This window comes from Eubacterium segne (assembly GCF_014287775.1).
Taxonomy (GTDB): Bacteria; Bacillota; Clostridia; order Lachnospirales; family Lachnospiraceae; genus Eubacterium_G; species Eubacterium_G segne.
In genome coordinates this window covers 308,890-331,408 of record NZ_JACOOZ010000002.1, presented here as the reverse complement: position 1 = coordinate 331,408, position 22,519 = coordinate 308,890, and the positions used below count along the sequence as shown (strand labels likewise).

Sequence of the window (22,519 nt, the reverse complement as noted above, 5' to 3'; positions counted from 1 at the left end):
CGATTTATCATAAGATAATATAATTAAGTATGTCGCGGGGGAAAGTGTGAAAAGTTTTTTGGAACCTTTGACACCTACGGAAGAAAATCATTGGATAGAGAGATTTCAGAATGGAGACAAGGAAGCAAAAGACATACTAATTGAAAGAAATTTAAGGCTTGTGGCTCACATAGCCAAAAAATATTATTCAGAAAACAGGGAGAATGAAGAGCTGATTTCCATAGGGATAATTGGCCTTATAAAGGCGGTAAATACCTACAATCCCCAAAAGGGAAAGCGACTGGTGACATATGCATCAAAGTGTATTGAAAATGAACTGCTTATGATGCTTAGGGGAGAAAAAAAGAAAAACAGGGAAGTGTCACTAAATGAACCTATTGGGATGGATAAGGAAGGTAATACAATAAGCCTTATGGACATTATGGAAAATGACGGAATTGATGCACTAAAGCAAATGGAAAATGCGGAAGATGTGGTAAGGGTAAGGCAATATGTGGAAAAGGTTCTGTCAAAAAGGGAAAGGGAAATTATTGTTATGAGGTACGGTTTAGGGGGAGAGGAAGCTATGACCCAGAAAGCCGTAGGAAAAGCAATGAATATATCAAGAAGCTATGTTAGCAGAATTGAAAAAAAGGCACTGGAAAAATTGAAAAAAGCTTTTGACAATTCATACTTAATGTGATATAAAATAGTCAATATGACAATGAAAAAAGAATAGCACTTTTGACACCAAAATTTAATATACAAAGAGGATAGATTATGGTGTGTAAAGTAAATTGTGCAGCTATTATGGGAGTGGACGTACTGCCTGTAATAGTTGAAACAGATATATGTAATGGTCTGCCATCTTTTGATATGGTAGGCCTTTTGTCTTATGATATAAAAGAGTCAAGGGAAAGGGTGAGAACAGCAATAAAAAATTCGGGGTTTTTAGTTCCACCTAAGCGGATAACAATTAATTTTTCTCCGGGAAACATAAGAAAGGCAGGAACGTATTTTGACCTGCCGGTGGCAGTGTCTATTTTGTGGTGCCTTGATATAATAAAGTGCAGGTTAGATGATAAAATGTTTGTGGGAGAACTTAGCCTAAGTGGACGGGTAGTAGCTGTAAATGGAGTTTTACCTATAGTTTTGCATGCTATGGAAAGGGGAATGAAATATTGTTTTGTGCCGGCTATGAATGTTGGAGAATGCCGATATATAAAGGGCATAAAGGTAATTGGAGTAGAAGATTTAAATGAACTGGTTATGTTACTTGTAAGTGGCGGATATAAGAATTATCAAATAAAGGAAGAAATAGAAGAAGAAAATATATCTACAGTTTATGAACATAATTTTAAGTGGATAAAGGGGCAGGTAATGGCAAAAAGGGCAGCGGAAATAGCTGCGGCAGGCATGCATAATATTTTGCTGGTGGGGCCGCCCGGAACAGGGAAAACTGCCATTGCCAAGGCTATGAAAACCATACTTCCTGAGATGTCACAAAATGAAAAAATAGAAATATCAAAAATACAAAGTATAGCAGGGAAATTAGAGGGAAATCTGGTAGGAGAAAGGTCTTTTAGAAATCCTCATCATACCACAACGGTAACGGCCATGACAGGGGGCGGAATAAATCCAAAGCCGGGAGAAATGACCATGGCTCACGGGGGAGTGCTGTACATGGATGAATTTACGGAGTTTTCCAGAGGAGTAATGGAGGCTATGAGGCAGCCTTTAGAGGACAAGAAAATTGTCATATCAAGGAAAGGTGGGACATATTCATTTCCGGCGGATTTTATACTTCTTGCTTCAATGAATCCCTGCAAATGCGGGTATTATCCCGACAGAAATAAATGTAGTTGTACGGAAAGGGATGTAAACAAATATTTAGAAAAAATCAGTGGTCCAATATTAGACAGAATTGATTTGTGCGTACATATGAATAATGTGGATTTTTTTGATTTAACAAGGGAGTCTTCAGAGGAAAGTTCAGAAGAAATAAGAAAAAGGGTAAATAAGGCTGTGGAGATTCAGAGGAAACGGTATGAAAATGAAAAAATCAGATTTAACAGTCAGTTAGAAGGAGAAAACATAAAGAAATACTGCAATCTTGGAAAAAAAGAGCAGGAACTTATAGGACAGATATATGAAAATATGGATTTAAGTGTAAGGGCGTATGAAAAAATATTAAAAACCGCAAGAACCATAGCGGACTTAAAAAATCATGAGGAAATAAAATATGAGGACATTGCAGAGGCAGTAAGTTATAAAGCCATGTCAGTAAGGAGGGGACTATGAACAAGCAGGAAATGTGGGGATGCATAGCCACGGCACCTAAGATGTATTTTACAAAAATTCAAAAAATAATGAAAAATCTAAAAGATGTACAGGAAATATTTAATGGAACCCAGAAGAAATTAGTGGAGGCAGGGGGACTTAAAAGTGAAGAAGCAGCAGAACTTTTAAGGCATATTGAAAGATTTAATCCTAAGGAATATTTTGAAAAACTTGAGAAAAACAATATAAAGTTTGTGTCGGTAGATGATGAAAATTATCCTGAAAAACTTATACCTTTTGACCATAAACCTTATTTTTTATTTTACAAAGGAAAATTACCGGATGAAAATGCCACGGCAGTGGCAATGGTAGGGGCAAGGGCATGCTCTAATTATGGAAGAAACATGGCAAAAAAAATAGGGAAAGAGCTGTCGGAAAGGGGCGTGCAGGTAATAAGTGGAATGGCAAGGGGAGTTGATACATATAGTCAATTAGGAGCAATAGAGGGAGGTATGAGTACCTATGCAGTTATTGGAAGTGGCGTTGATATTTGCTACCCGGTGGAAAATATTGAGTTATATGGGGACATAATAAATAATGGCGGAATTATATCGGAATATCCTCCGGGAAGTTCACCGGAAGGATGGCATTTCCCACAGCGGAACAGGATAATAAGTGGGCTGGCGGACAAAATAGTGGTAATAGAGGCAAGGGAGAACAGTGGCTCATTAATAACTGTTGAGTGGGCATTAGAGCAGGGAGGAGATGTAATGGCGGTTCCGGGGCGGGTAGACGACAAATTAAGTCAGGGATGTAACAGGCTTATAAAGTCAGGAGCAGGTATTGTTACAAATGTGGATGACATTCTCTCAGACCTTGGATATAATGCATATTATGAGCAAAAGAAAGAAAAGGCAAAAGAAAAAATACTTGAAAAAGATTTTTTGATGTTGTATAGTGAGTTAGGTTTACAGCCAAAAAGTATATATGAATTAATAGAAACTACAGGCATAGTATATGAGAAGATAGTTACAATGTTGCTGAAATTACAATTAGAAGGACTTATAGAACAACCTTATGAGAACTATTTTTCCATAAAAAATACATAAATTCAGATTATTTTTAGTTAAGGGGAAGTCTTATGGCAAAATATCTTGTTATTGTGGAATCACCGGCAAAAGTGAATACAATTAAAAAATTTTTGGGTTCAAATTATGAAGTTGTAGCTTCAAATGGTCATGTCAGAGATATGCCAAAAAGCACGATGGGTATTGATTTTGAAAATGATTATGAACCGAAATATATTACCATACGTGGAAAAGGGGACAAGCTGGCAGAACTTAGACGCTGTGTAAAAAAAGCAGACAAAGTTTATCTGGCAACTGACCCGGACCGTGAGGGAGAGGCTATTTCATGGCATTTGGCTAATGCATTAAAATTAGACCCAAAGAAAACTGCCAGAATTACATTTAATGAAATTACAAAGCCGGCAGTAAAGGAGTCTCTTAAGCATCCAAGAGAGATAAACATGAATCTTGTGGATTCACAGCAGGCAAGAAGAGTTATGGACAGAATGGTTGGATATAGTATAAGCCCGCTTCTATGGATGAAAATAAAGAGAGGACTTAGTGCAGGACGAGTCCAGTCTGTTGCATTAAGAATGCTTTGTGACAGAGAAGATGAAATAAACGCATTTATTCCTAAGGAATATTGGGATATGGATGCGGTTTTGAAATACAATAAGAAGGATTTCAAGGTAAGCTTTTACGGAAATGAAAAAGGAAAAATTGAAATCACGGGAAAAGAGCAGTTAGATGGAATCGTAAAGGAATTAAAGGCTGCAAGGTTCACTGTAAGTGATGTAAAAAAAGGCAACAGGTCAAGAAAGGCACCGGTTCCTTTTACCACAAGTACATTGCAGCAGGAAGCTTCAAAGGCTCTTAATTTTTCCACACAAAAGACTATGAGAATAGCCCAGCAGTTATATGAAGGTGTGGAAATAAAAGGTCGTGGAAGTATCGGTCTTATCACATATTTGCGTACAGATTCCACACGAATCTCTGAAACAGCAGAAGCCCAGGTAAAGGATTTTATTGAAAATAACTATGGCGAAAGCTATATGACTAAAGAGGTTACTACAAAGAAATCCGGTAAAAAGATACAGGATGCTCACGAAGCCATAAGACCTACAGATGTTACCCTTCTTCCGGATAGTATAAAGGCACAGCTTCCAAGGGATTTGTTCAGATTATATCAATTAATATGGAAGAGATTCGTTGCAAGCCGTATGCAAAGTGCAGTATATGAGACAACTAATGTAAAGGTTGCCGCAGGAAAATATATTTTTAATGCTGCAACATCTAAGTTGGATTTTGACGGATTTATGAAGGTTTATACAGACAGTGATAACGAAAAAGTGGTAACAAATAATACTGTTTCCAAGTTAGAAAAAGGAATGGAACTGGATTTTGTGGAATTTGAGGAAAATCAGCATTTCACACAGCCACCGGCTCACTTTACTGAAGCAGCCCTGGTAAAGGCAATGGAAGAGCAGGGAATAGGACGTCCAAGTACCTATGCACCTACTATTGGCACAATTATTGGAAGACGCTATGTTATAAAAGAAAAGAAAAATCTGTATGTTACCGAATTAGGAGAAGCGGTAAATAATGTAATGAAAACAGCATTTGCCGTTATTGTTGATACAGCTTTTACTGCCAATATGGAATCACTTCTTGATGCCGTGGAAGAGGGTACCGTGGAATGGAAGACAATCATAAGAAACTTCTATCCTGACCTTGATGAAATGGTAAAGGAAGCTGAAAAGAAATTAGAAAAAATAAAAATTGCCGATGAGGAGTCCGAGGAAATCTGTGAAGAATGTGGCAGACGAATGGTAATTAAGTATGGACCTCACGGAAAGTTTTTGGCATGTCCGGGATTTCCTGAGTGTAAAAATACTAAACCGTATCTTGAAAAGGCAGGAGTGCCTTGTCCTAAATGCGGAAAGGATGTTATCATCAGAAAAACCAAAAAGGGCAGAAGATATTTCGGATGTATTGATTATCCGGAGTGTGATTTTATGTCATGGCAGAAGCCATCCACAAAGAAGTGTCCACAGTGTGGAGGTTATATGGTAGAAAAAGGTAATAAGTTAGCCTGTGCCAATGCAGAGTGTGGTTATGTTGAAAGTAAGGAAAACAAAGACAGGTAAAAAAATCTTGCCAATGTTTTTTATATATGGTATGATAATGAAGTTGCATTAAGCACATCGGTGGAGAAGCAGACGGGTGCCCACGCTCGGGGTTGTCTGATTCGGTGAAGCAGATGGAAGGTATGATATTTGCCGGAATAATTGCCGGGACGATATCAAAAATAATATTAAAAAAACCAGGAGGTATTAAAATGAGCGTTATTTCAATGAAACAGTTATTAGAAGCAGGTGTTCATTTTGGACATCAGACAAGAAGATGGAACCCTAAGATGGCTCCATACATCTACACAGAAAGAAATGGTATCTACATCATCGACTTACAGAAGTCAGTAGGTAAAGTAGATGAAGCTTACAAGGCAGTATCTGATATTGCACAGGAAGGTGGTACAATCCTTTTTGTTGGTACTAAGAAGCAGGCTCAGGATGCTGTTAAGGAAGAAGCACAGAGATGTGGTATGTACTACGTTAACGAAAGATGGTTAGGTGGTATGCTTACTAACTTCAAGACTATTCAGTCAAGAATTAAGAGATTAAAAGATATTGAAAGAATGTCTGAAGATGGAACATTTGATGTTCTTCCTAAGAAAGAAGTTGTTAATATTAAGAAGGAATGGGATAAGCTTGAAAAGAACCTTGGCGGTATCAAGGAAATGAAGAGAATCCCAGATGCTATCTTTGTTGTAGATCCTAAGAAGGAAAGAATCTGCGTTCAGGAAGCTCATGCACTTGGAATTACATTAATCGGTATTGCTGATACAAACTGTGATCCTGAAGAATTAGATTACGTTATCCCAGGTAACGATGATGCTATCAGAGCAGTTAAACTTATTGTTTCTAAGATGGCAGATGCTGTTATTGAAGCTAACCAGGGTGAAGAAATGGTAGCAGAAACAGCTGAGGCTGAAACAGAAGAAGTTAACGAGACAGTAGAAGAATAATATAGATTTCAGGAGGAATAGAATTATGACAATTACAGCAGCAATGGTAAAAGAATTAAGAGAATTAACAGGTGCTGGTGTTATGGCTTGTAAAAACGCTTTAGTTGAAACTGATGGTAATCAGGAAGCAGCTATTGAAGTTTTAAGAAAAAAAGGTGAAGCTACAGCAGTTAAAAAGTCTGGCAGAATCGCTGCAGAAGGTATCGTTTATACATTAGTAGAAGACGGTAAGGCTGCAATCGTAGAAGTTAACTCAGAAACAGACTTTGTTGCTAAGAACGAAAAGTTCCAGACATTCGTAGGTAATGTTGCTAAGCAGATTGTTGCTTCAGACGCTAAAGATGTTGAAGAATTATTAGGCGAAGCCTGGATTCTTGATCCTGCTAAGACTGTTAAGGATGAATTAGTATCACAGATCGCTGTTATCGGTGAAAACATGAACATTAGAAGATTTGAAAAGTTAGAATCAGAAGGTGTTATTTCATCATACATTCATGCAGGTGGAAAGATTGGTGTATTAGTTGAAGCTGATGCTCCTGCAAATGATGCTGTAACAGCAGCAATTAAGACAATTGCTATGCAGATTGCAGCTATGAACCCACAGTACATCTCAAGAAATGATATTTCTGCAGATGAACTTGCTAAGATGAGAGAAATCACAATTGACAGCGCATTAAACGAGCCTGATACACTTCCAAAGCCTATTTTAATGAACTTACTCAACAAGGCTGTAGAAAGCAAGGCTTGGAGCGATGAAGATATTGCTATTTATGAAGAGAAGAAGAGTAACTTAAATTACTTATTCAACTTCCTTTCAAAAGAAGCAAAGGCAGCAGTAGCAGAAATCGCTATGAACGACAAAGCAGAAATCATGGAAAACAAGATTTTCAATGGTTTAGTAGAAGGTCGTGTATCAAAGCAGTTAAAGGAAGTATGCCTTCTTGACCAGACATATGTAATGGCTGCAGACGGAAAGCAGACAGTTGCTAAGTATCTTGATGAAGTATCAAAAGAAGTTGGCGCTACAGTAGCACTTAAGAAATTCGTTCGTTTTGAAACAGGTGAAGGTCTTGAAAAGAAAGAAGAGAATTTTGCTGAAGAAGTAGCTGCACAGATGAAATAAATCATAAGTTATCATAACTTGATTTTATAAAAAAGAATTCTATTTTATAACGGGTGAAAACCCACATTATAGAGAAGAAAATCCATTAAATGTACTATTTTTAGTATGTTTGAGGGATTTTTTTTGCTTTCTGAATCCTGAAAATGCAAAATATCTTAAATTCATAAAATATTATAAATTATCACGTCTTATCGTAGAATTTTGGTTTATTTTGGTTTGATTTGGGAAAATTTTGGTTCAACCAAATTAGATGCGAAGTCTTCCTGTTTCTTTAGTAAGACGAAAATGTAACACAATAATCAGAGCCGATATGAGTTCTCATTCTAAAAAATGTATAAGGAGGAAGAAAGAAATGTGTAAGGTAATTGCAATAGCAAACCAGAGGGGGGGGAGTAGGAAAAACTACCACAACAGTTAATTTAGGTATTGGATTAGTAAGAAAGGGGAAGAGAGTTCTGTTAATAGATGCAGACCCACAGGGTAGCATGCAACAAGATTGCATCAGACACAAAGAAACAGCTTGGTGGTGCAAAGTACAAGGTATATGACAGCAAGGGCAAGAAGGTATATGAGTTTACAACTGGAAAGAAAGCAGAATTCATAGAAGGCATGTTTAAGGCAGGAGAAACCTACACATTTAAGGAAGTGGATGCACCGGAACACTATAAGGTTGCAAAGGATAAAAAAATAAGAATTAAGGACACAGGAAAGGTTCAGAAACTTACAGTTACAGATGAAAGAATCCCTGTGGTACCTGACACACCACAGACAGGCATTAATGGAAAGACAGCAGGAATGGTGGTTTCACTTATTACGTTATTGCTTGCACTTGGATGTTTTGCATGCGTAAGAGCAAAGGACAAGTTAAAATACAATTTCAAAAAGGAGAAGGACGATGAAGAAAATAATTAAAATATCTCTGATACTTCTTTTATTGGGGATGGCTGTGATTGCAGCTGTCCTTTTTTTTTAGGAAAAAAGAGCAGAGAGAAAGTATGAGAATGAATTTAAGAACATACAGGAAAGTGTGACAGAAAAGAAGTCTGATGTAAATGGTCTTGTAAAGAAAAACAAGGACTGCATAGGTTATGTGGAAATACCGGGAACAACCATAAGTTATCCTGTGATGCAGACAAAGGATAATCCGGATTTTTATTTAAACCATGATTTTAACAGAAATTACAGTTTTTATGGAACACCTTATTTAAGTGCATACTGTGATGTGAACAAATCGGACAATCTGATTATTTACGGTCATAACATAAATGGTGGAAAAATGTTTGGAGCATTAGAACGGTATAAGGATAAGGAGTTTTTTAATAAGCACAGGAAGATATATTTTATAACGGATAAAAAGAGAGAGTATGAAGTGTTTGCAGTGATGAGTGTTAACGTATATGAGTTTCAGTATTGGAATCTGTAATGGCAGGGAATGAGGAGGAGTATGAAGAGTTTGTTGATAAGGTGGCAGAGAAGAGTTTGTGGAAAACTGGGGATAAGCCTAGGTATGGTGGACAAATATTAATGTTGTCTACTTGTGATAATGGAAGAGGGGATGATTGGAGAATTGTGGTTATTGGGAGAAATATTATGTCTGAATGTGTGTAGAACATAAAGTATCGGATTTAGAAAGTGAAATAGATAATTATATAAAATACACCAATAGGGGTATAGAAAGAATTTTACTTTTTGAAAATATTTTCAACCACGTCTGCATCAGATATGAAATTTTGAAAAGATGGAGTGTTACTTTTACATGCGTGATAGTAATAATTCATAGCTTGTGTGAAGGCTATTACTTCTCTAAACGGTATTCCTAACATTTTTGAAATTTCTCTCTGTGTTAGATGGTGGGGATAATATCCTGATAAAAAATTGTAAATCTCTTCTTTAGATAATGTTATTTTAGCCTCTCTATATTCTGTTTTGTGTTTTTGAAAAAAAACTTGAAATAGAAATAAAAAGAACTATAATAATTAAGAACGGAAGCAAAAAATGAAATATTTCGAAGTGATATTTATATAAGAAAAGAAAGGCGAAAAAAATGAAAATATACGAATGGAATATAGGAATGTCAGCAACAATTCCAAGTAATAATGGTTATAATCTTTTACCTTGGGTAATTGATGAAATACTCAATGAATAACCGGATTGTATTGTGTTAACTGAGTTCGTTATTGCGAAAGGTTTTGATTACTATATCAGTAAATTGGAAGAAAATGGTTATCAGTGGTTTGTTTCAACTACAACAAAATTTAACGGAATTTTAATTGCCCTAAAGTATAAAACATTTAATTTTGATGAAACTTTTGACTATAATAAGCCTACTGTAAAAACAGGTGATGAAGTTTTGACAGGAAATAATTTACCGAATTTATATGAAATACAGGTTATGTGGAATGGTCGTCCATTATCAATAATTGGTGTAAGAATTAAAGTGGATATAAACAATGAAAATATGGATTATAAAAAGAATCAATTTAAGGCTTTGGATGATTATTTGTCTAAGCAAAATCATGATGTTTTATGTATAGGCGATTACAATGCGTATTGGGGAAATTTATGGTCAACACCTAAAAATACAACATTAAATAAATCAATGAAAAAAGGTTATAGTTTGTATACTCCAATATATACGGAAGGGGAGTGGTATTCCTTTGTTCACAAGAATGGAGATAAAATTCAATTAGATCATTTGATTACAAATATTAGTGACCGATCGATTACAGTAAATTATGATTGGAATTTTATTAATCAATCAAGATATTCAAATGTTACGAAGGAATCTGCAGATAAGCCAAATGGTAAGCCAGATCATGCGATAATAAAAGCAACAATTATTTAATATTAATAACATTTTAATTAGGTGGATAGGAGGAAGCAGATGTGAGTTAAAAAGTTCTAAAGCAGTTTTATAAAACTGAATTTAATAAACTAACACCTGAAGATATTGAAAGCGTTAAAAGATTGATTTATAAATATATGAACCAATCAAGAGCGACAGATTATGAAGTGAAATTGCTTGTAAATCCAGTGAATATTTTAACTTCCTTCGTTACAGTAATAATGAATAAAATGTTTCTTATTATAATAATGAATGTAATAAAAAAAAACAAACAAAAAATCATCATTACGATTTATGTTTTCGGACAATATTAAAAAATGTGAAAAGAGGAGAATAAATAAAATGACATATTTCGAATACAGAGTTGGGTTAAAACTTGCGTTGCCACAACCCCCAAAATCATTAGTGGAGTACAAGGATTTTTTATATGAATCAGCAGAAAAATACAATGAAGTATGCTCACAAAGAAACAATTCAAAAGAGATAAATATTCTGGAAATAAAAAGCAATAAATTAGTTATTTTACTCAAAAGTAGTTTAGAATTGACTACACCAGGGAAAGCTTTACGAAGTTTTTCACAGATTTTGTTAAAGAATGAAAAGTTTGCAGAAGAATATTTATTTGGAAAACAGCTATTCACATCATATGATATTGCTAAAGATTTATCAGAAACTCAAAAGCAAAAAAATTCTAATATTACAGCAGAAGATATATCAGATACGGTTTTTTTGAACGCTCTTATTAATTATTTTTTAAACAAAAGAGGAGGAAACCAAAGTACTACTAAATATCTACAAAAAAGAAAGTGTATAAATAAAATGAAAATTTTAGCAGTCGAATCTGAGATAATAAAGATGGAAGAATTAGATATTTAAATATGTGATGGTACATACTTAAATACAAAAGAACACAATAGAGATATAATATTTTTAATAAAGTATAAAATTTATATTTATTAACAGTGTGATATTTATATAAGAAAGTAGGTGTGATTATGAAAAAAGATAATATTTACAAAGATATTAAAAAAGGAGGTTTCTACAGACCTCTTTGCTTTAAGGAAGCGGGAAAGATTAAGAAAGTAGACTATGACATGGAAGAATATTGTGATCTACTGGTGGAATATATGGAATCAAATACAGATCAAATAGAGACGAAGTCAGATTTTTTTGCATCATTCGGAGAAATTGTGGGCATAGGAGAAGTTATTCAAAATGTCGACTTGTATAGCGATAAAGAATTAGAACGTGTAAAAGAGCAGAAACGAAAGAAAATATACAGAATACATAATAGGATTATCAATAATAAAGAAAAAGGAAGTCCTAATTTAGTGGCATCAGATAAAACCTGTTATCTATTTTTGAGGAAGGTAGAGAAGATTTTTGGAAGAACATTGCTAACACCTATAAATGAGGAAATTCCATACTGTTTTGAAATTAAATATATATATTCGTTACTCGCGCAGTTGATAGAAATTATGTATACATCAGATTTTTTTAATTATGTACCTAATAGCAAAAATTTTCAAGGAAAATGTTATCAAAATCATCTAGTGATGATAAAAGAGAATATAAAAGAAATATTTGATGATTCTACAGTTCAATATAGTATATGGCAAGAAATAATATCACCATTCAATATAATAATATATGAAGGCAGTTATCCGGGAATTAAATATGGAGATATATGGTATCAAAATTGCAAAGAACTTAGATTCTTTGATTGTACATATGAAATAGCGAAAAATAATTATAATTTATATAATAAAGTAAAAGAAAAATTAGAGTTCGATTTAGGAAATTCTCGAGAAGAAGTACGGGAGGAAATTAAAAAATGTGAGGAATTTTTTGGAAGTAGTAGTCAATCAGAAAAACTGTTGTATTGCGAAAAAATGTTAGAGACATTGAAAACAATCATAAAGAAGAAATTTGATGTTGAGGTATAAAATTAAATAGACAAAATTTATCTGTAAAGGGCATCTCAAAATGAGGTGTCTTTTATGTTATAAAAAGATTTATGTCCGAAAAATAAAGATTTATGTCCAAATATCAAGATAATAAAAAGTATAATTAATTTAACATAGATTAAAAAATAAGGAGAAAAAATATGGATAAGAGAGAAAAAATGAAAGAAGAGGCAGTTAGTAGGCTTAAAAATTTAACATCATCATTAGACTTAAATCCAAATCTTGTTAAATATTTTGAACAGGGCAAAGTTTACTATTCTTATTTGACAGCAGGGGGTATGGTAGGTTCTATTGATACTATTGACTATATCCCTAAGTACGCAGAAATAATAAAGAAATTTGAAAAAACATATGAGGGAATAGTTTATCATGCAGTAGAAGATTCTTTTGGAATGTTATCATTACTATATGTAAGTAAAAATGAAGAAGATTGGCCGTTTGAAAGACCAGAAGGAAAATATTTGTATGCTATGGTTTATAACTTTGATAAAGAAAAATTAAAGAATGGAATATATGAGATTGAGTTCGAAGAGTTTGGAACAATTATTGTTAAATCGTTAGGTGGAGCAATAGTTAGAGTTGGATAAAAATTATATAAACCAAAAGTCAAAAAACAATGCTCCGCAACTCAAAGTATATAATGTAGGACCACAATGACATATATGAATTATGGCTCCTACATTGTAGAAAATTGTGGATAGTTACAGGTAACTAATAAAAAATATTGTTGTGTATTAACATATATTAAAGGAAAATGATGAGATGCGGTTAGATGAGTTTCAATTTGTATTAATCGATAAGAGAACAAGGAATGAAGTTGCGCTTAGTTTTAACGACCTATATGGTTATTTTGATGTAATTCATAACACAGGAAACGATGGAATATTAGTAAGATATAATAGGGATCACCCTAAGGGAAATGAGCATTACATACCATCCTTTTGGGAAGGAATGAATATTAGTCGCAACAGAACATATAGATTTGGCGAATGTAATAGCGAATTGCTTGTGAAGTATGCTCCGTTATATTCATATTGTGAATATCCTGAATTGGAATTAAAGGACTTTAAATTTAAAATTAAGCATATGAGGTACAAAGAAAGCGTAATTATTTCCTTCGAAGATTTGATTGCGTATGAAGCCGGTAGTTGGAGTGTAGAACCACAGGGAATATTCATAGAGAAGAAAGAGAATATTCCTTCAAGCTTATGGGGAACAATTTTAGTGAATAACAATGCCTATTTCTTTGATGGATTTAATCAACTATTAGATATTGAATATGTTGGAAAGCCAAAAATAGAAAAATATAAGTAATCAGGAAACTAAACGGGAAAAATATATTAAAGGAGAATTTTATGAGTAGGACAGTTAAATTTGTTATAGGTGCTGCAGCTTCAGGTAAGACAACATTTATTAAAAATCATTTTTCTGAAGATAAAAATACAATAATCCTGAATGTGTATGATTATCAGCAAGCAGCTTATAAAAAAATGGAAGAATTTGGATGCATTTCTTTTATGGAAGAAATAGAATGTTTAAAGAATGCGAATGAGGCTATTCTAGTTGATATTATTGAAGCATTAAAAGAAAAAAAGAATGTAGTGGTAGAGCATACTTTATATAAAACAAAACGTAGAATAGCATACATTGATGCAATTCGAAAAGCGATAAAAAATATAAATATAGAAGTTTATGTAATGTGTCCAACGGACTCAGTTTGGGAAAAATACATAAACAAACGAAAATTAAATGTCTCTGAGATTAAAGCGCAAAAGAATGAAATAGAATTTCCGAATCCTGTTGAAGGTTTTAATAAAATATATCAGGTTATAGATGGGGATATAAGGTTGCGTATGGATACTCCCAATTATGAAATTGTTAAGAATGCATATAAAGACCTTGAAGAAGAAGCACAAAAGTTGAAAAAAGATAAAGAAAAAAGGGAACAGCGATTAGCATTGATTGAAAGCATGAATACACGTCCGTTTTGGCATTATTGCGAAGTATGTGGCACAAAGGTTTTTTGCACAGCCCAGGAAGCATTTGATGCAGGTTGGAATTACCCACCACAAATAGGACATTTTAAATTATTAGGTCCCCATAATTGTGGAAAATGTTCGATAATGGATACGCTTTTTTTGAAAGTACAAAAACAAAAATTTCCTATTGTAATTGAAAAAACGTTAACAGAAGAAGAGCTGAAAACTTTGAACAGAATTAAGAATGAACCTGAAAGTTTGCTTGAAGAAGAAAAGTAAAAAGAAATAGCATATATTGTTTAATCATAAAATGGCTGGAGGTTATGATATTATATGAAAACAAATAGTAACAATAATGGAAGAATATCAATTTTAGAAGCGGTCGTCTGGGCGCAGGAACATCATAATCAAGTTATGTATTTAGCTGATACATCTGAAAATTTGAATGATTATATAGAAAAGCTAGAAAAGTATGGGTTTGATAAGGAGCAGGCGCGGGCTATTACAGATATACATAGTAGAGAATTTACAATACATAATAGGGCAGAGACAAAGAAAGAACTTCAGGAGTTATTAGATAAACAATTATGAATACAGGTAAAATTATAGAAACGAGTCGCTTATATCTTATTCCGGGAAAAAATTCCAGAGATGATGAAGCGTTTATAAAAATGCTCAGACAGGATGGAAATTTTCGAAAATTACGGGTCTTGAGTTCAAAGAAAAGCATTTAGAAGAGTTTAGAAATTATTTTGAAAGAAAAGGTAACTGTGAATGTATCTATTCCATATATAGAAAGAACAAAAAAGATTTTATAGGATATGTGGGTTTTCACAAAGAAATTAATTTTGAAATAGAATTTTATATATCTAAACCAGAAAGAAGAAGAGGCTATGCAAAAGAAGCGTGCATAGAAATTATAAATTTGTTTTTTACAGAAGGCTTATCAATAGACAATAAAATAATAAAAAAGGGAGAAATATATGTTGTTACTCTTACAGATAATATAGCAACAATAGAATTATTAATAAAGCTAGGATTTAAAAGGTATGTGTCTGAAGAAGGAGAGACAGTAACAATGAGGATTATTAAATCCGCAATAATTCATGTTTTAAAGAAAAATATTATTACAAAAGGAAGTGAATTTTTTGTTTAAATAATCATGCATTAATAATAGAAAAAACATAGAAAGGAATTAAGGAATGGCAGAAGGTTGTCTTTTTTGTTTGGATAAAGTTTTAACAATAAAAACACAATAAAAATCTGATTATCCGCTAAAACACAGTATCTATCAGCATTTTCAAGGAAACAAACACATCAATTTACTACTTATTTACTACTAACGAATGAGCCTTGATACGCAAGTTTTCCTAGATATGCAAAGATATGGTACAACACATCAGTATTGAAACAAGAAAAAATTGAATAACTTATAGACTATGGAACGCCTAACATGACGTTCCTTTTCTATTTCCAGCCGTTCTTATTGGACGGCTATTTTATTACCCAAAATGAAAGGAGCATTAGATTTATGAAAAAGATGTTAAAACGATTGTGTACTGGCTTCTTAGCTCTTGCAACTGTCGTTACTACTTTACCGACGACACCCGTTCATGCAGAAAGCAAGCAATACTGGACGGAGTCAAAAGAGCGTGTCGGTATCGTTGAAAAAGTAATGAATGACGGTTCGATTGGTTCTACTTTTAACGAGGGACATTTGACCGTCGAGGGCGAGGACGCTTACTGTATCGACATTAACACAGATTTTAGGAATGGCTACAAGACCAGAATTGACGCAAGCACCCGTATGAGTGCCGACCAGATAAGCGACGTTGCCTTATCTATCGAATATGTGAAACAGTACACAGACAGCCACAGCGGAATAAGCAACAATCACGCCTACCTTTTAAGACAGCTTGTTGTCTGGCAGAGATTGAGCGTACATCTTGGCTGGCAATGCGACAACGTGAGAGCTTCTTATGATGAAATTCCAAAGGCAACGCAGGACGAAGTTTTCTCTGGTGCAAGAGCCTTTGTCAAAGAAAATAAAGGACGTTATGAATGTGGCGGTTATATCTACTCTGGCGAGGGGCAGGAATTGGGGCAATTCTGGGCGAAGTTAAATATCGGAAATGCGAAACTTAAAAAGGCTACCAGTAATACCAGCATTACAGACGGTAACGGGAATTACTCTATCGCTGGTGCAACATACGGTGTCTTTTCTGATAAGAACTGCACGAAACAGCTTGCCACTCTTACGACTGATGAAAACGGAAATACAGATGTTGTAGAGGTAAAAGCAGGCACAGTCTATATCAAGGAATTATCCGCACCAGCAGGATATAAAGTAGATAAAACTATATATTCCTTAAAGGTTGAAGCTGGAAAAACAGCGACTTTGAAAGTATCTGATACACCAAAAGTAACGGACACGTTGATTGAGCTTTTCAAGATTGATATGGAAACACAGAAAGACAATCCGCAGGGGAACGCTTCTCTAGCAGGTGCGGAATTTACATGGAAGTATTATGCAGGCTTCTATAATAAAGACAATCTCCCTGCCGAAGCTACTCGTACATGGGTTACAAAGACAATCGCTGAAACAGACAGCGACGGGTCAACCCACTACATCACAAAATTTGCGGACGCATACAAAGTATCTGGCGATAGCTTCTATATGCAGGACGGTAAAGCGGTTCTTCCACTTGGAACGCTAACCGTTGAAGAAACAAAAGCTCCAAACGGATACTTGTTAGACGGTGCATATATGCAGGCTGGCGATAAGTCCGAACAGATAAAAGACTTATACCTTACACAGATTACCGAGGACGGCGACCTTGCCGTATTATCTGGAAGTAACCAGTTTTCCGTATCAGATAAGGTTATCCGTGGCGGTGTGAAAATTCAGAAACGAGATTTAGAAACGGGCGATACCAAACCACAAGGAAGTGCAACTTTAAAAGATACTGCCTTTGACATCATTTCCTTAAATGATAATGCAGTATTGGTTGAGGGCAAGCTCTATAAGAAAAATGAAGTGGTAAAGACAATTCGTACCGATATTGAGGGTATCGCTTCTACTTCTGCTGACCTTTTACCTTATGGAAACTTCCGTATCGTTGAGAGCGAAGCACCAGACGGATATTTGACAGACGGTGCAAAACCGATTGATTTTACAATCACAGAAAATGGAAAAATCGTGGACTTAACCGACGAAGCCCATTCTATCTATAATCAGATTAAGCGTGGAGATATTGAGGGTGTAAAAATCGGTGCAGGCACACACAAGCGTCTTGCTGATGTTCCTTTTAGGATCACAAGCAAGACAACGGGCGAAAATCATATAGTTGTAACTGATGATAACGGGCAGTTTTCCACTTCTTCTGAATGGGCTTCGCATAAGCACAATACCAACGCAGGCAAGACCAGCGAGGACGGTGTGTGGTTTGGAACTTCTGAACCAGACGACAGCAAGGGTGCATTACCTTATGATACCTACATCATTGAAGAAATGCGTTGCGACAGTAACAAAGGCTTTGAACTTATCCCACCTTTTGAAATCGTGGTATCAAGAAATAACCTTGTGATTGATTTAGGAACGTTGACTGATGAATACGAAAAAGAAATCTCTATCCATACCACAGCGACCAGCAAGGACGGCGAAAAAACTATCCTTGCAGGAAAAGAGGTAACAATCGTTGATACTGTCAAATTAAACGGGCTTACAAAAGGCACAAAGTATCAGTTGAAAGGTTGGCAGATGTTAAAGGAAGAAAACGCCGAGCTTATCATTGACGGGAAACGTGTAGAAAACGATTATACCTTTGTCGCTGATGATGAAGAAATGAAAGTGGAAATTTCCTATATATTCAATGCGTCTGCTTTAGGTGGCAAGAACCTTGTTACCTTTGAAGAATTGTATGATTTCAGCAATCCAGACGAACCCGTGAAAGTTGCGGAGCATAAAGACATTGAGGACGACGGGCAGACCGTACTTATCACAGAGCGTATCATCAAAATTCATACGACTGCTACCGATAAGGACGGCAACAAAGAGCTTGAAGCTGGAAAAGAGGTAACAATCATTGATACCGTAACCTTAGAGGGCTTAGAAGTCGGTACACAGTACAAACTTGTGGGCTGGCAGATGTTGAAAAAAGAAAATGCCGAGCTTCTTATCAATGGGAAACGTGTGGAAAGTGATTACACTTTTACTGCTGACAGCGAAACTATGAAAGTGGAAGTTGCCTTTACCCTTGACGCTACTTCCCTTGACGGCAAACAGCTTGTAACTTTTGAAGAATTGTACGATTTAAGCAATCCAGACGATCCGAAGAAAGTTACCGAGCATAAGGATATTGAGGATAAGGGACAGACGATTACCTTTAAGGAAAAGCCAAAAGAACCAGAGAAACCCGAAACACCACCGACACCAGAAAAGCCAAACAGACCGAGCGACAGTCCCAAAACGGGCGATAACACAAACCTTTACGGACTGCTTGCACTTCTTTTGACCTCTGGTGCTGGACTGGCAGGTATCTTCTTCTACAAACGCCGTAAAATGAAAAAATCATAAGGCGGTAACGGTATGAGAAAAGAAAAATCACGCTCTCCGCCGAAGTTGTCAAACGGCAGACTTCCGCTTATTCTGGCTTGTCTGCCAACAACCTGCAAGAACACGGATAGTCAAGGGTGCGTAAGCATTGATTTTACCCTTTACTATCTGTGGGATTGCTGGTACTTCCCAAACCGCCAGAATAAGAAATCACAATCAATTTATCAAAAATAGAAAGAAACGAGGTAAAACAATATGGAAATGAAATATGTCGTGCCAGATATGGTACAGTCTTTTGGAACTCTTGAATTTGCAGGCGAAAGTGAGCCAGTCTTTGAAAGAGATAAAAATAACCGCAGGGTCTTAGCAAGACGAAGCTATAACCTTTATTCTGACGTACAGAAAGGCGAAAATGTTGTGGTAGAAATTCCCGTGCAGGCTGGCGAAAAAAAGTTCAAGTATGAACAGAAAGTAAAACTTGTCAATCCGAAGTTATACGGCAGAGGTTATGCAATCGGGGATATGGGACATACCGATTATGTGTTAGTTGCTGATGATATTGTAGCAGTTGAAGAAAAGTAAAGGAGTGAAGAATTTATGAGATTATCAAACGGGTTTGTTATTGACAAAGAGAAAACATTTGGAGAATTAAAATTTACAGCGGTGCGTGATGTGTTCTTACAGAATGAGGACGGGACACCGAGTACCCAGCTTAAAAAGCGTATCTATGATTTGAAGTGCAGTTTGCATGGTGGAATTATCCCCGTGTCTGTACCGCCAGAAGTACCGTTAAGAGAATTTCCGTACAATGCAGTTGTGGAGCTTGTCAATCCAGTAGCCGATACGGTATCAAGAAAGACCTATACGGGTGCAGATGTGGACTGGTATGTAAAGGCAGAGGATATTGTATTGAAGAATAAAGGCAATCAAAACGTAGGCAGTCCACAGAACCATACACCGCAGGGACAGCCGAAAAAATAGGCTTGCTGAATAGATTTTCGTTGTAGCGGATATATAAAACTGTTATAATATGGGTATGAAAAATTTAATTATAAGGAGTGCTGTTTATGATAAGAGCTATTATATTTGCTGTATTCGTTGTCCCTATTATATCTCTCGTATTAGATAAGACACAAAAAGCAACTAAAAAAGAAAAATTCACAAATACTGTTTTTGTATCACACGCCTATCAAACAGTATGTCATATTTGTTCATTGATAATGGTAGGAATTGCAATAGCTTTAGGATTGTTCATGGGATTTGATAATACGGTGGGACACTCTGTTGTTTTTGCTATTTTTGTTCTATTGATTGAATTTTGTGCGTGGGCATTAAAAAGACATAAGGTAGTAATTGACGGAAATAATTTGCGTATTACTCCTGCTGTTGGAAGAACAAGAGAAATTTCATTTAATGATATTTCCCGTTGCACAGAAAAAGAGCAAATAGGATTGAAAATATTTGTAGGAAACAAAAAAATTTGTACAGTTTCTTGCGACTGTGTTGGATATAAAGAATTTCTTGAAATGTTAAAAGAGAAAAATTTACTCTAATACGTTTCGCCCAAATAAACAGTTATATTATTTTAGCAGTTAGTCTTAGGATTGACTGCTTTTTTCATACCCAGAAAGGAGTGATTGATTTATGCAAAAGATTTTTAACAAAGGACACCGTATCAGAGCCAGCGACAAGCACCTTGTCTACCACTTTTCCATAGGAACGCTTCTGTTTGTATTCGTGGCGGTTCTCCTGCTACTGAATATCAAACAGCTCATGCGTACTGATTGGGAACATTTCAGCTTGTTAGAGAACGGCTTGACGCTTTCCCCTTACAACTTCATAACTATACTGATAGCGACTGGTGTTTGTGCATTGGTCGTTTTTCTGTATTACCACTTCTGTTACGATAGTTTCAAGAAGCTCCTGCACCGTCAAAAGCTGGCAAGAATGGTACTGGAAAATAAGTGGTATGAAGCCGATACCGTACAAGACAGCGGTTTTTTTACTGACCTGCAAAGCAGATCAAGGGAAAAAATCGTCTGGTTTCCAAAGATTTATTATCAAATGGAAAAGGGACTGCTTCATATCCGCTGTGAAATTACGCTGGGAAAATATCAAGACCAGCTTTTACGGTTAGAGGATAAATTGGAAAGTGGCTTATATTGTGAGCTGACCGACAAGACCCTGCATGACGGCTATATTGAATATACCCTGCTTTATGATATGATAGCGAACCGCATTACCATTGATGAAGTACGGGCAGAAAACGGCTGTCTGAAACTGATGAAAAATCTTGTCTGGGAATATGACGCACTCCCTCACGCTCTGATTGCTGGTGGAACGGGTGGCGGTAAAACTTATTTTCTGCTGACGCTTATTGAAGCCTTACTGCATACCAACGCTGTCCTTTACATCTTAGACCCGAAGAACGCTGACCTTGCAGACTTAGGGACAGTTATGGGAAATGTGTATCACACCAAAGAAGAAATGATTGATTGTGTCAATGCCTTTTATGAGGGAATGGTACAGCGAAGTGAGGAAATGAAGCAACACCCGAACTATAAGACGGGCGAAAACTACGCCTATCTGGGACTGCCACCCTGCTTTCTTATCTTTGATGAATATGTGGCATTTTTTGAAATGCTGGGGACAAAGGAAAGCGTGGGCTTGCTTAGCCAGTTAAAGAAAATCGTTATGTTAGGACGACAAGCAGGTTATTTCCTTATCGTTGCCTGCCAGCGTCCAGACGCAAAGTATTTCTCTGACGGTATCAGAGATAACTTCAATTTCCGTGTGGGACTTGGGCGTATCAGCGAATTAGGTTACGGTATGCTGTTCGGTTCAGATGTGAAAAAGCAGTTTTTCCAGAAGCGTATCAAGGGGCGTGGCTATTGTGATATGGGAACAAGCGTGATAAGCGAATTTTACACGCCTTTAGTCCCCAAAGGACATGATTTTTTACAAACAATCGGCAGGCTTGCACAAGAAAGACAAGTCATGCCAGAACAACAAGGAAAGGAAGATGTGATTGAATAAGGACACATTAAATGTTTATCACGCACCCACAGAGAAAAACTACCTCTGTTTGTGCTTGAATACAGATATTTTTACAACGGATTGCAGGAAATATATGTTAGATTGTTTTTTAGATTATTCTGTCAATCCAAATCTGCGATTTCATTCAAGGATAGATAAAATCATTGATGATGTTATTCGTGAAAAAATCAACATTCCTCATAAGTTTAGAATGAGGTTGGAAAGTAGACATTGCGTTGAAAGCAGGATAATCTATTTTCGATTTCGAGTTTTAGATAAGGCTTGTCTGCAATGTAATGTATTTCTTAAAGGGCTGTCTGAAGAAATGAAAGAAGCACTTTCAGATGAAAGAATAGATTTTGCGGTTATCTATGAGGGCATACAAGGTTCACAGCAGGACACAGACACGGACGACAAGGACGGGTTTTGCGGTTCTCAACCGCAAGTTCCGTTCTTGGCGGACGGGGCTTGTCCCGTCCGCTGATAAAACCCCTCGGTATCTAACAGAGGGGTACGTTTGCAAATAGACAATAGACAAAAAACATAGGAAACATAAGGCTTCTGGCATGGTTTCCTAGCAAAAATCGGCTGTGAAGTCGCCTA

General features: G+C 35.8%; 23 protein-coding genes and 1 pseudogene. All 24 read left to right on the top strand.

Going from position 1 to position 22,519, the window contains the following annotated elements:
* The first annotated feature begins 19 nt into the window (after positions 1 to 19).
* The 24 genes and pseudogenes from sigK to H8S00_RS03780 all read left to right on the top strand — a co-directional run bounded on the left by sigK (position 20) and on the right by H8S00_RS03780 (position 22,400).
* The gene (sigK, locus tag H8S00_RS03890; RefSeq protein ID WP_366459400.1) at positions 20 to 682 is read left to right on the top strand and encodes an RNA polymerase sporulation sigma factor SigK; all 663 of its coding nucleotides are present in this window, start codon (positions 20 to 22) and stop codon (positions 680 to 682) included.
* Positions 683 to 759: 77 nt separating this feature from the next.
* Complete coding sequence (locus tag H8S00_RS03885) at positions 760 to 2,280, top strand: YifB family Mg chelatase-like AAA ATPase (RefSeq protein ID WP_186840014.1); 1,521 nt, start codon at positions 760 to 762, stop codon at positions 2,278 to 2,280.
* Positions 2,277 to 3,368 (top strand): DNA-processing protein DprA, encoded by a 1,092-nt coding sequence (dprA, locus tag H8S00_RS03880; protein ID WP_021952696.1) that lies wholly within the window; start codon positions 2,277 to 2,279, stop codon positions 3,366 to 3,368. The genes H8S00_RS03885 and dprA overlap by 4 nt, the downstream gene beginning before the upstream one ends.
* 32 nt (positions 3,369 to 3,400) lie before the next feature.
* A complete protein-coding gene (gene topA / locus H8S00_RS03875; protein WP_021952695.1) occupies positions 3,401 to 5,473 on the top strand; it encodes a type I DNA topoisomerase in 2,073 nt (690 codons plus the stop codon).
* 191 nt (positions 5,474 to 5,664) lie between these two features.
* Positions 5,665 to 6,411: a 30S ribosomal protein S2 gene (gene rpsB / locus H8S00_RS03870; RefSeq protein ID WP_118589011.1), complete on the top strand. Its 747-nt coding sequence runs from the start codon at positions 5,665 to 5,667 to the stop codon at positions 6,409 to 6,411.
* A 25-nt stretch (positions 6,412 to 6,436) separates the two neighbouring features.
* Positions 6,437 to 7,534 carry a translation elongation factor Ts gene (tsf, locus tag H8S00_RS03865; RefSeq protein WP_021952693.1) on the top strand — a complete coding sequence of 366 codons (1,098 nt, stop codon included), beginning with the start codon at positions 6,437 to 6,439 and terminating at the stop codon, positions 7,532 to 7,534.
* 352 nt (positions 7,535 to 7,886) lie between these two features.
* Positions 7,887 to 8,022: pseudogene (locus H8S00_RS03860) on the top strand (ParA family protein); the annotation flags it as partial.
* Positions 8,000 to 8,446, top strand: coding sequence for an MSCRAMM family protein (locus H8S00_RS03855; RefSeq protein ID WP_158576791.1), 447 nt, complete (start codon positions 8,000 to 8,002; stop codon positions 8,444 to 8,446). The pseudogene H8S00_RS03860 and the gene H8S00_RS03855, both read left to right, overlap by 23 nt.
* Positions 8,447 to 8,561: 115 nt before the next feature.
* Positions 8,562 to 8,957: a class B sortase gene (locus H8S00_RS13790; protein WP_243053000.1), complete on the top strand. Its 396-nt coding sequence runs from the start codon at positions 8,562 to 8,564 to the stop codon at positions 8,955 to 8,957.
* Positions 8,957 to 9,142, top strand: coding sequence for a sortase family protein (locus H8S00_RS13785; protein WP_243053001.1), 186 nt, complete (start codon positions 8,957 to 8,959; stop codon positions 9,140 to 9,142). The genes H8S00_RS13790 and H8S00_RS13785 overlap by 1 nt, the downstream gene beginning before the upstream one ends.
* A 550-nt stretch (positions 9,143 to 9,692) precedes the next feature.
* Complete coding sequence (locus H8S00_RS03845; RefSeq protein ID WP_243053003.1) at positions 9,693 to 10,379, top strand: endonuclease/exonuclease/phosphatase family protein; 687 nt, start codon at positions 9,693 to 9,695, stop codon at positions 10,377 to 10,379.
* A gap of 342 nt (positions 10,380 to 10,721) precedes the next feature.
* Positions 10,722 to 11,255 carry a hypothetical protein gene (locus H8S00_RS03840; RefSeq protein ID WP_118588808.1) on the top strand — a complete coding sequence of 178 codons (534 nt, stop codon included), beginning with the start codon at positions 10,722 to 10,724 and terminating at the stop codon, positions 11,253 to 11,255.
* 119 nt (positions 11,256 to 11,374) lie between these two features.
* Positions 11,375 to 12,325 carry a hypothetical protein gene (locus H8S00_RS03835; protein ID WP_186840013.1) on the top strand — a complete coding sequence of 317 codons (951 nt, stop codon included), beginning with the start codon at positions 11,375 to 11,377 and terminating at the stop codon, positions 12,323 to 12,325.
* 161 nt (positions 12,326 to 12,486) lie between these two features.
* Positions 12,487 to 12,933, top strand: a complete 447-nt coding sequence (locus tag H8S00_RS03830) for a hypothetical protein (protein WP_186840012.1) — start codon at positions 12,487 to 12,489, stop codon at positions 12,931 to 12,933.
* Positions 12,934 to 13,108: 175 nt separating this feature from the next.
* Positions 13,109 to 13,660: a hypothetical protein gene (locus H8S00_RS03825; protein WP_118588811.1), complete on the top strand. Its 552-nt coding sequence runs from the start codon at positions 13,109 to 13,111 to the stop codon at positions 13,658 to 13,660.
* Between the two features lie 41 nt (positions 13,661 to 13,701).
* Positions 13,702 to 14,604, top strand: a complete 903-nt coding sequence (locus H8S00_RS03820; protein ID WP_118588812.1) for an AAA family ATPase — start codon at positions 13,702 to 13,704, stop codon at positions 14,602 to 14,604.
* A 54-nt stretch (positions 14,605 to 14,658) separates the two neighbouring features.
* Positions 14,659 to 14,916, top strand: a complete 258-nt coding sequence (locus H8S00_RS03815) for a hypothetical protein (protein WP_118588813.1) — start codon at positions 14,659 to 14,661, stop codon at positions 14,914 to 14,916.
* Between the two features lie 109 nt (positions 14,917 to 15,025).
* Complete coding sequence (locus tag H8S00_RS03810) at positions 15,026 to 15,481, top strand: GNAT family N-acetyltransferase (protein ID WP_118588814.1); 456 nt, start codon at positions 15,026 to 15,028, stop codon at positions 15,479 to 15,481.
* A gap of 375 nt (positions 15,482 to 15,856) precedes the next feature.
* Entirely contained in the window at positions 15,857 to 18,901 is a 3,045-nt protein-coding gene (locus H8S00_RS03805; protein WP_009273766.1) for an SrtB-anchored collagen-binding adhesin, read from the top strand.
* Between the two features lie 234 nt (positions 18,902 to 19,135).
* Positions 19,136 to 19,462, top strand: coding sequence for a YdcP family protein (locus H8S00_RS03800; protein ID WP_004843348.1), 327 nt, complete (start codon positions 19,136 to 19,138; stop codon positions 19,460 to 19,462).
* Between the two features lie 15 nt (positions 19,463 to 19,477).
* On the top strand, positions 19,478 to 19,861 hold the full coding sequence (locus H8S00_RS03795) for a YdcP family protein (RefSeq protein ID WP_004843349.1): 384 nt from the start codon (positions 19,478 to 19,480) through the stop codon (positions 19,859 to 19,861).
* Positions 19,862 to 19,947: 86 nt separating this feature from the next.
* A complete protein-coding gene (locus H8S00_RS03790; RefSeq protein ID WP_004843350.1) occupies positions 19,948 to 20,433 on the top strand; it encodes a DUF6560 family protein in 486 nt (161 codons plus the stop codon).
* Positions 20,434 to 20,524: 91 nt separating this feature from the next.
* Entirely contained in the window at positions 20,525 to 21,916 is a 1,392-nt protein-coding gene (locus H8S00_RS03785; RefSeq protein WP_004843351.1) for an FtsK/SpoIIIE domain-containing protein, read from the top strand.
* The gene (locus H8S00_RS03780) at positions 21,909 to 22,400 is read left to right on the top strand and encodes a hypothetical protein (protein WP_009905022.1); all 492 of its coding nucleotides are present in this window, start codon (positions 21,909 to 21,911) and stop codon (positions 22,398 to 22,400) included. The genes H8S00_RS03785 and H8S00_RS03780 overlap by 8 nt, the downstream gene beginning before the upstream one ends.
* Positions 22,401 to 22,519 lie beyond the last annotated feature (119 nt).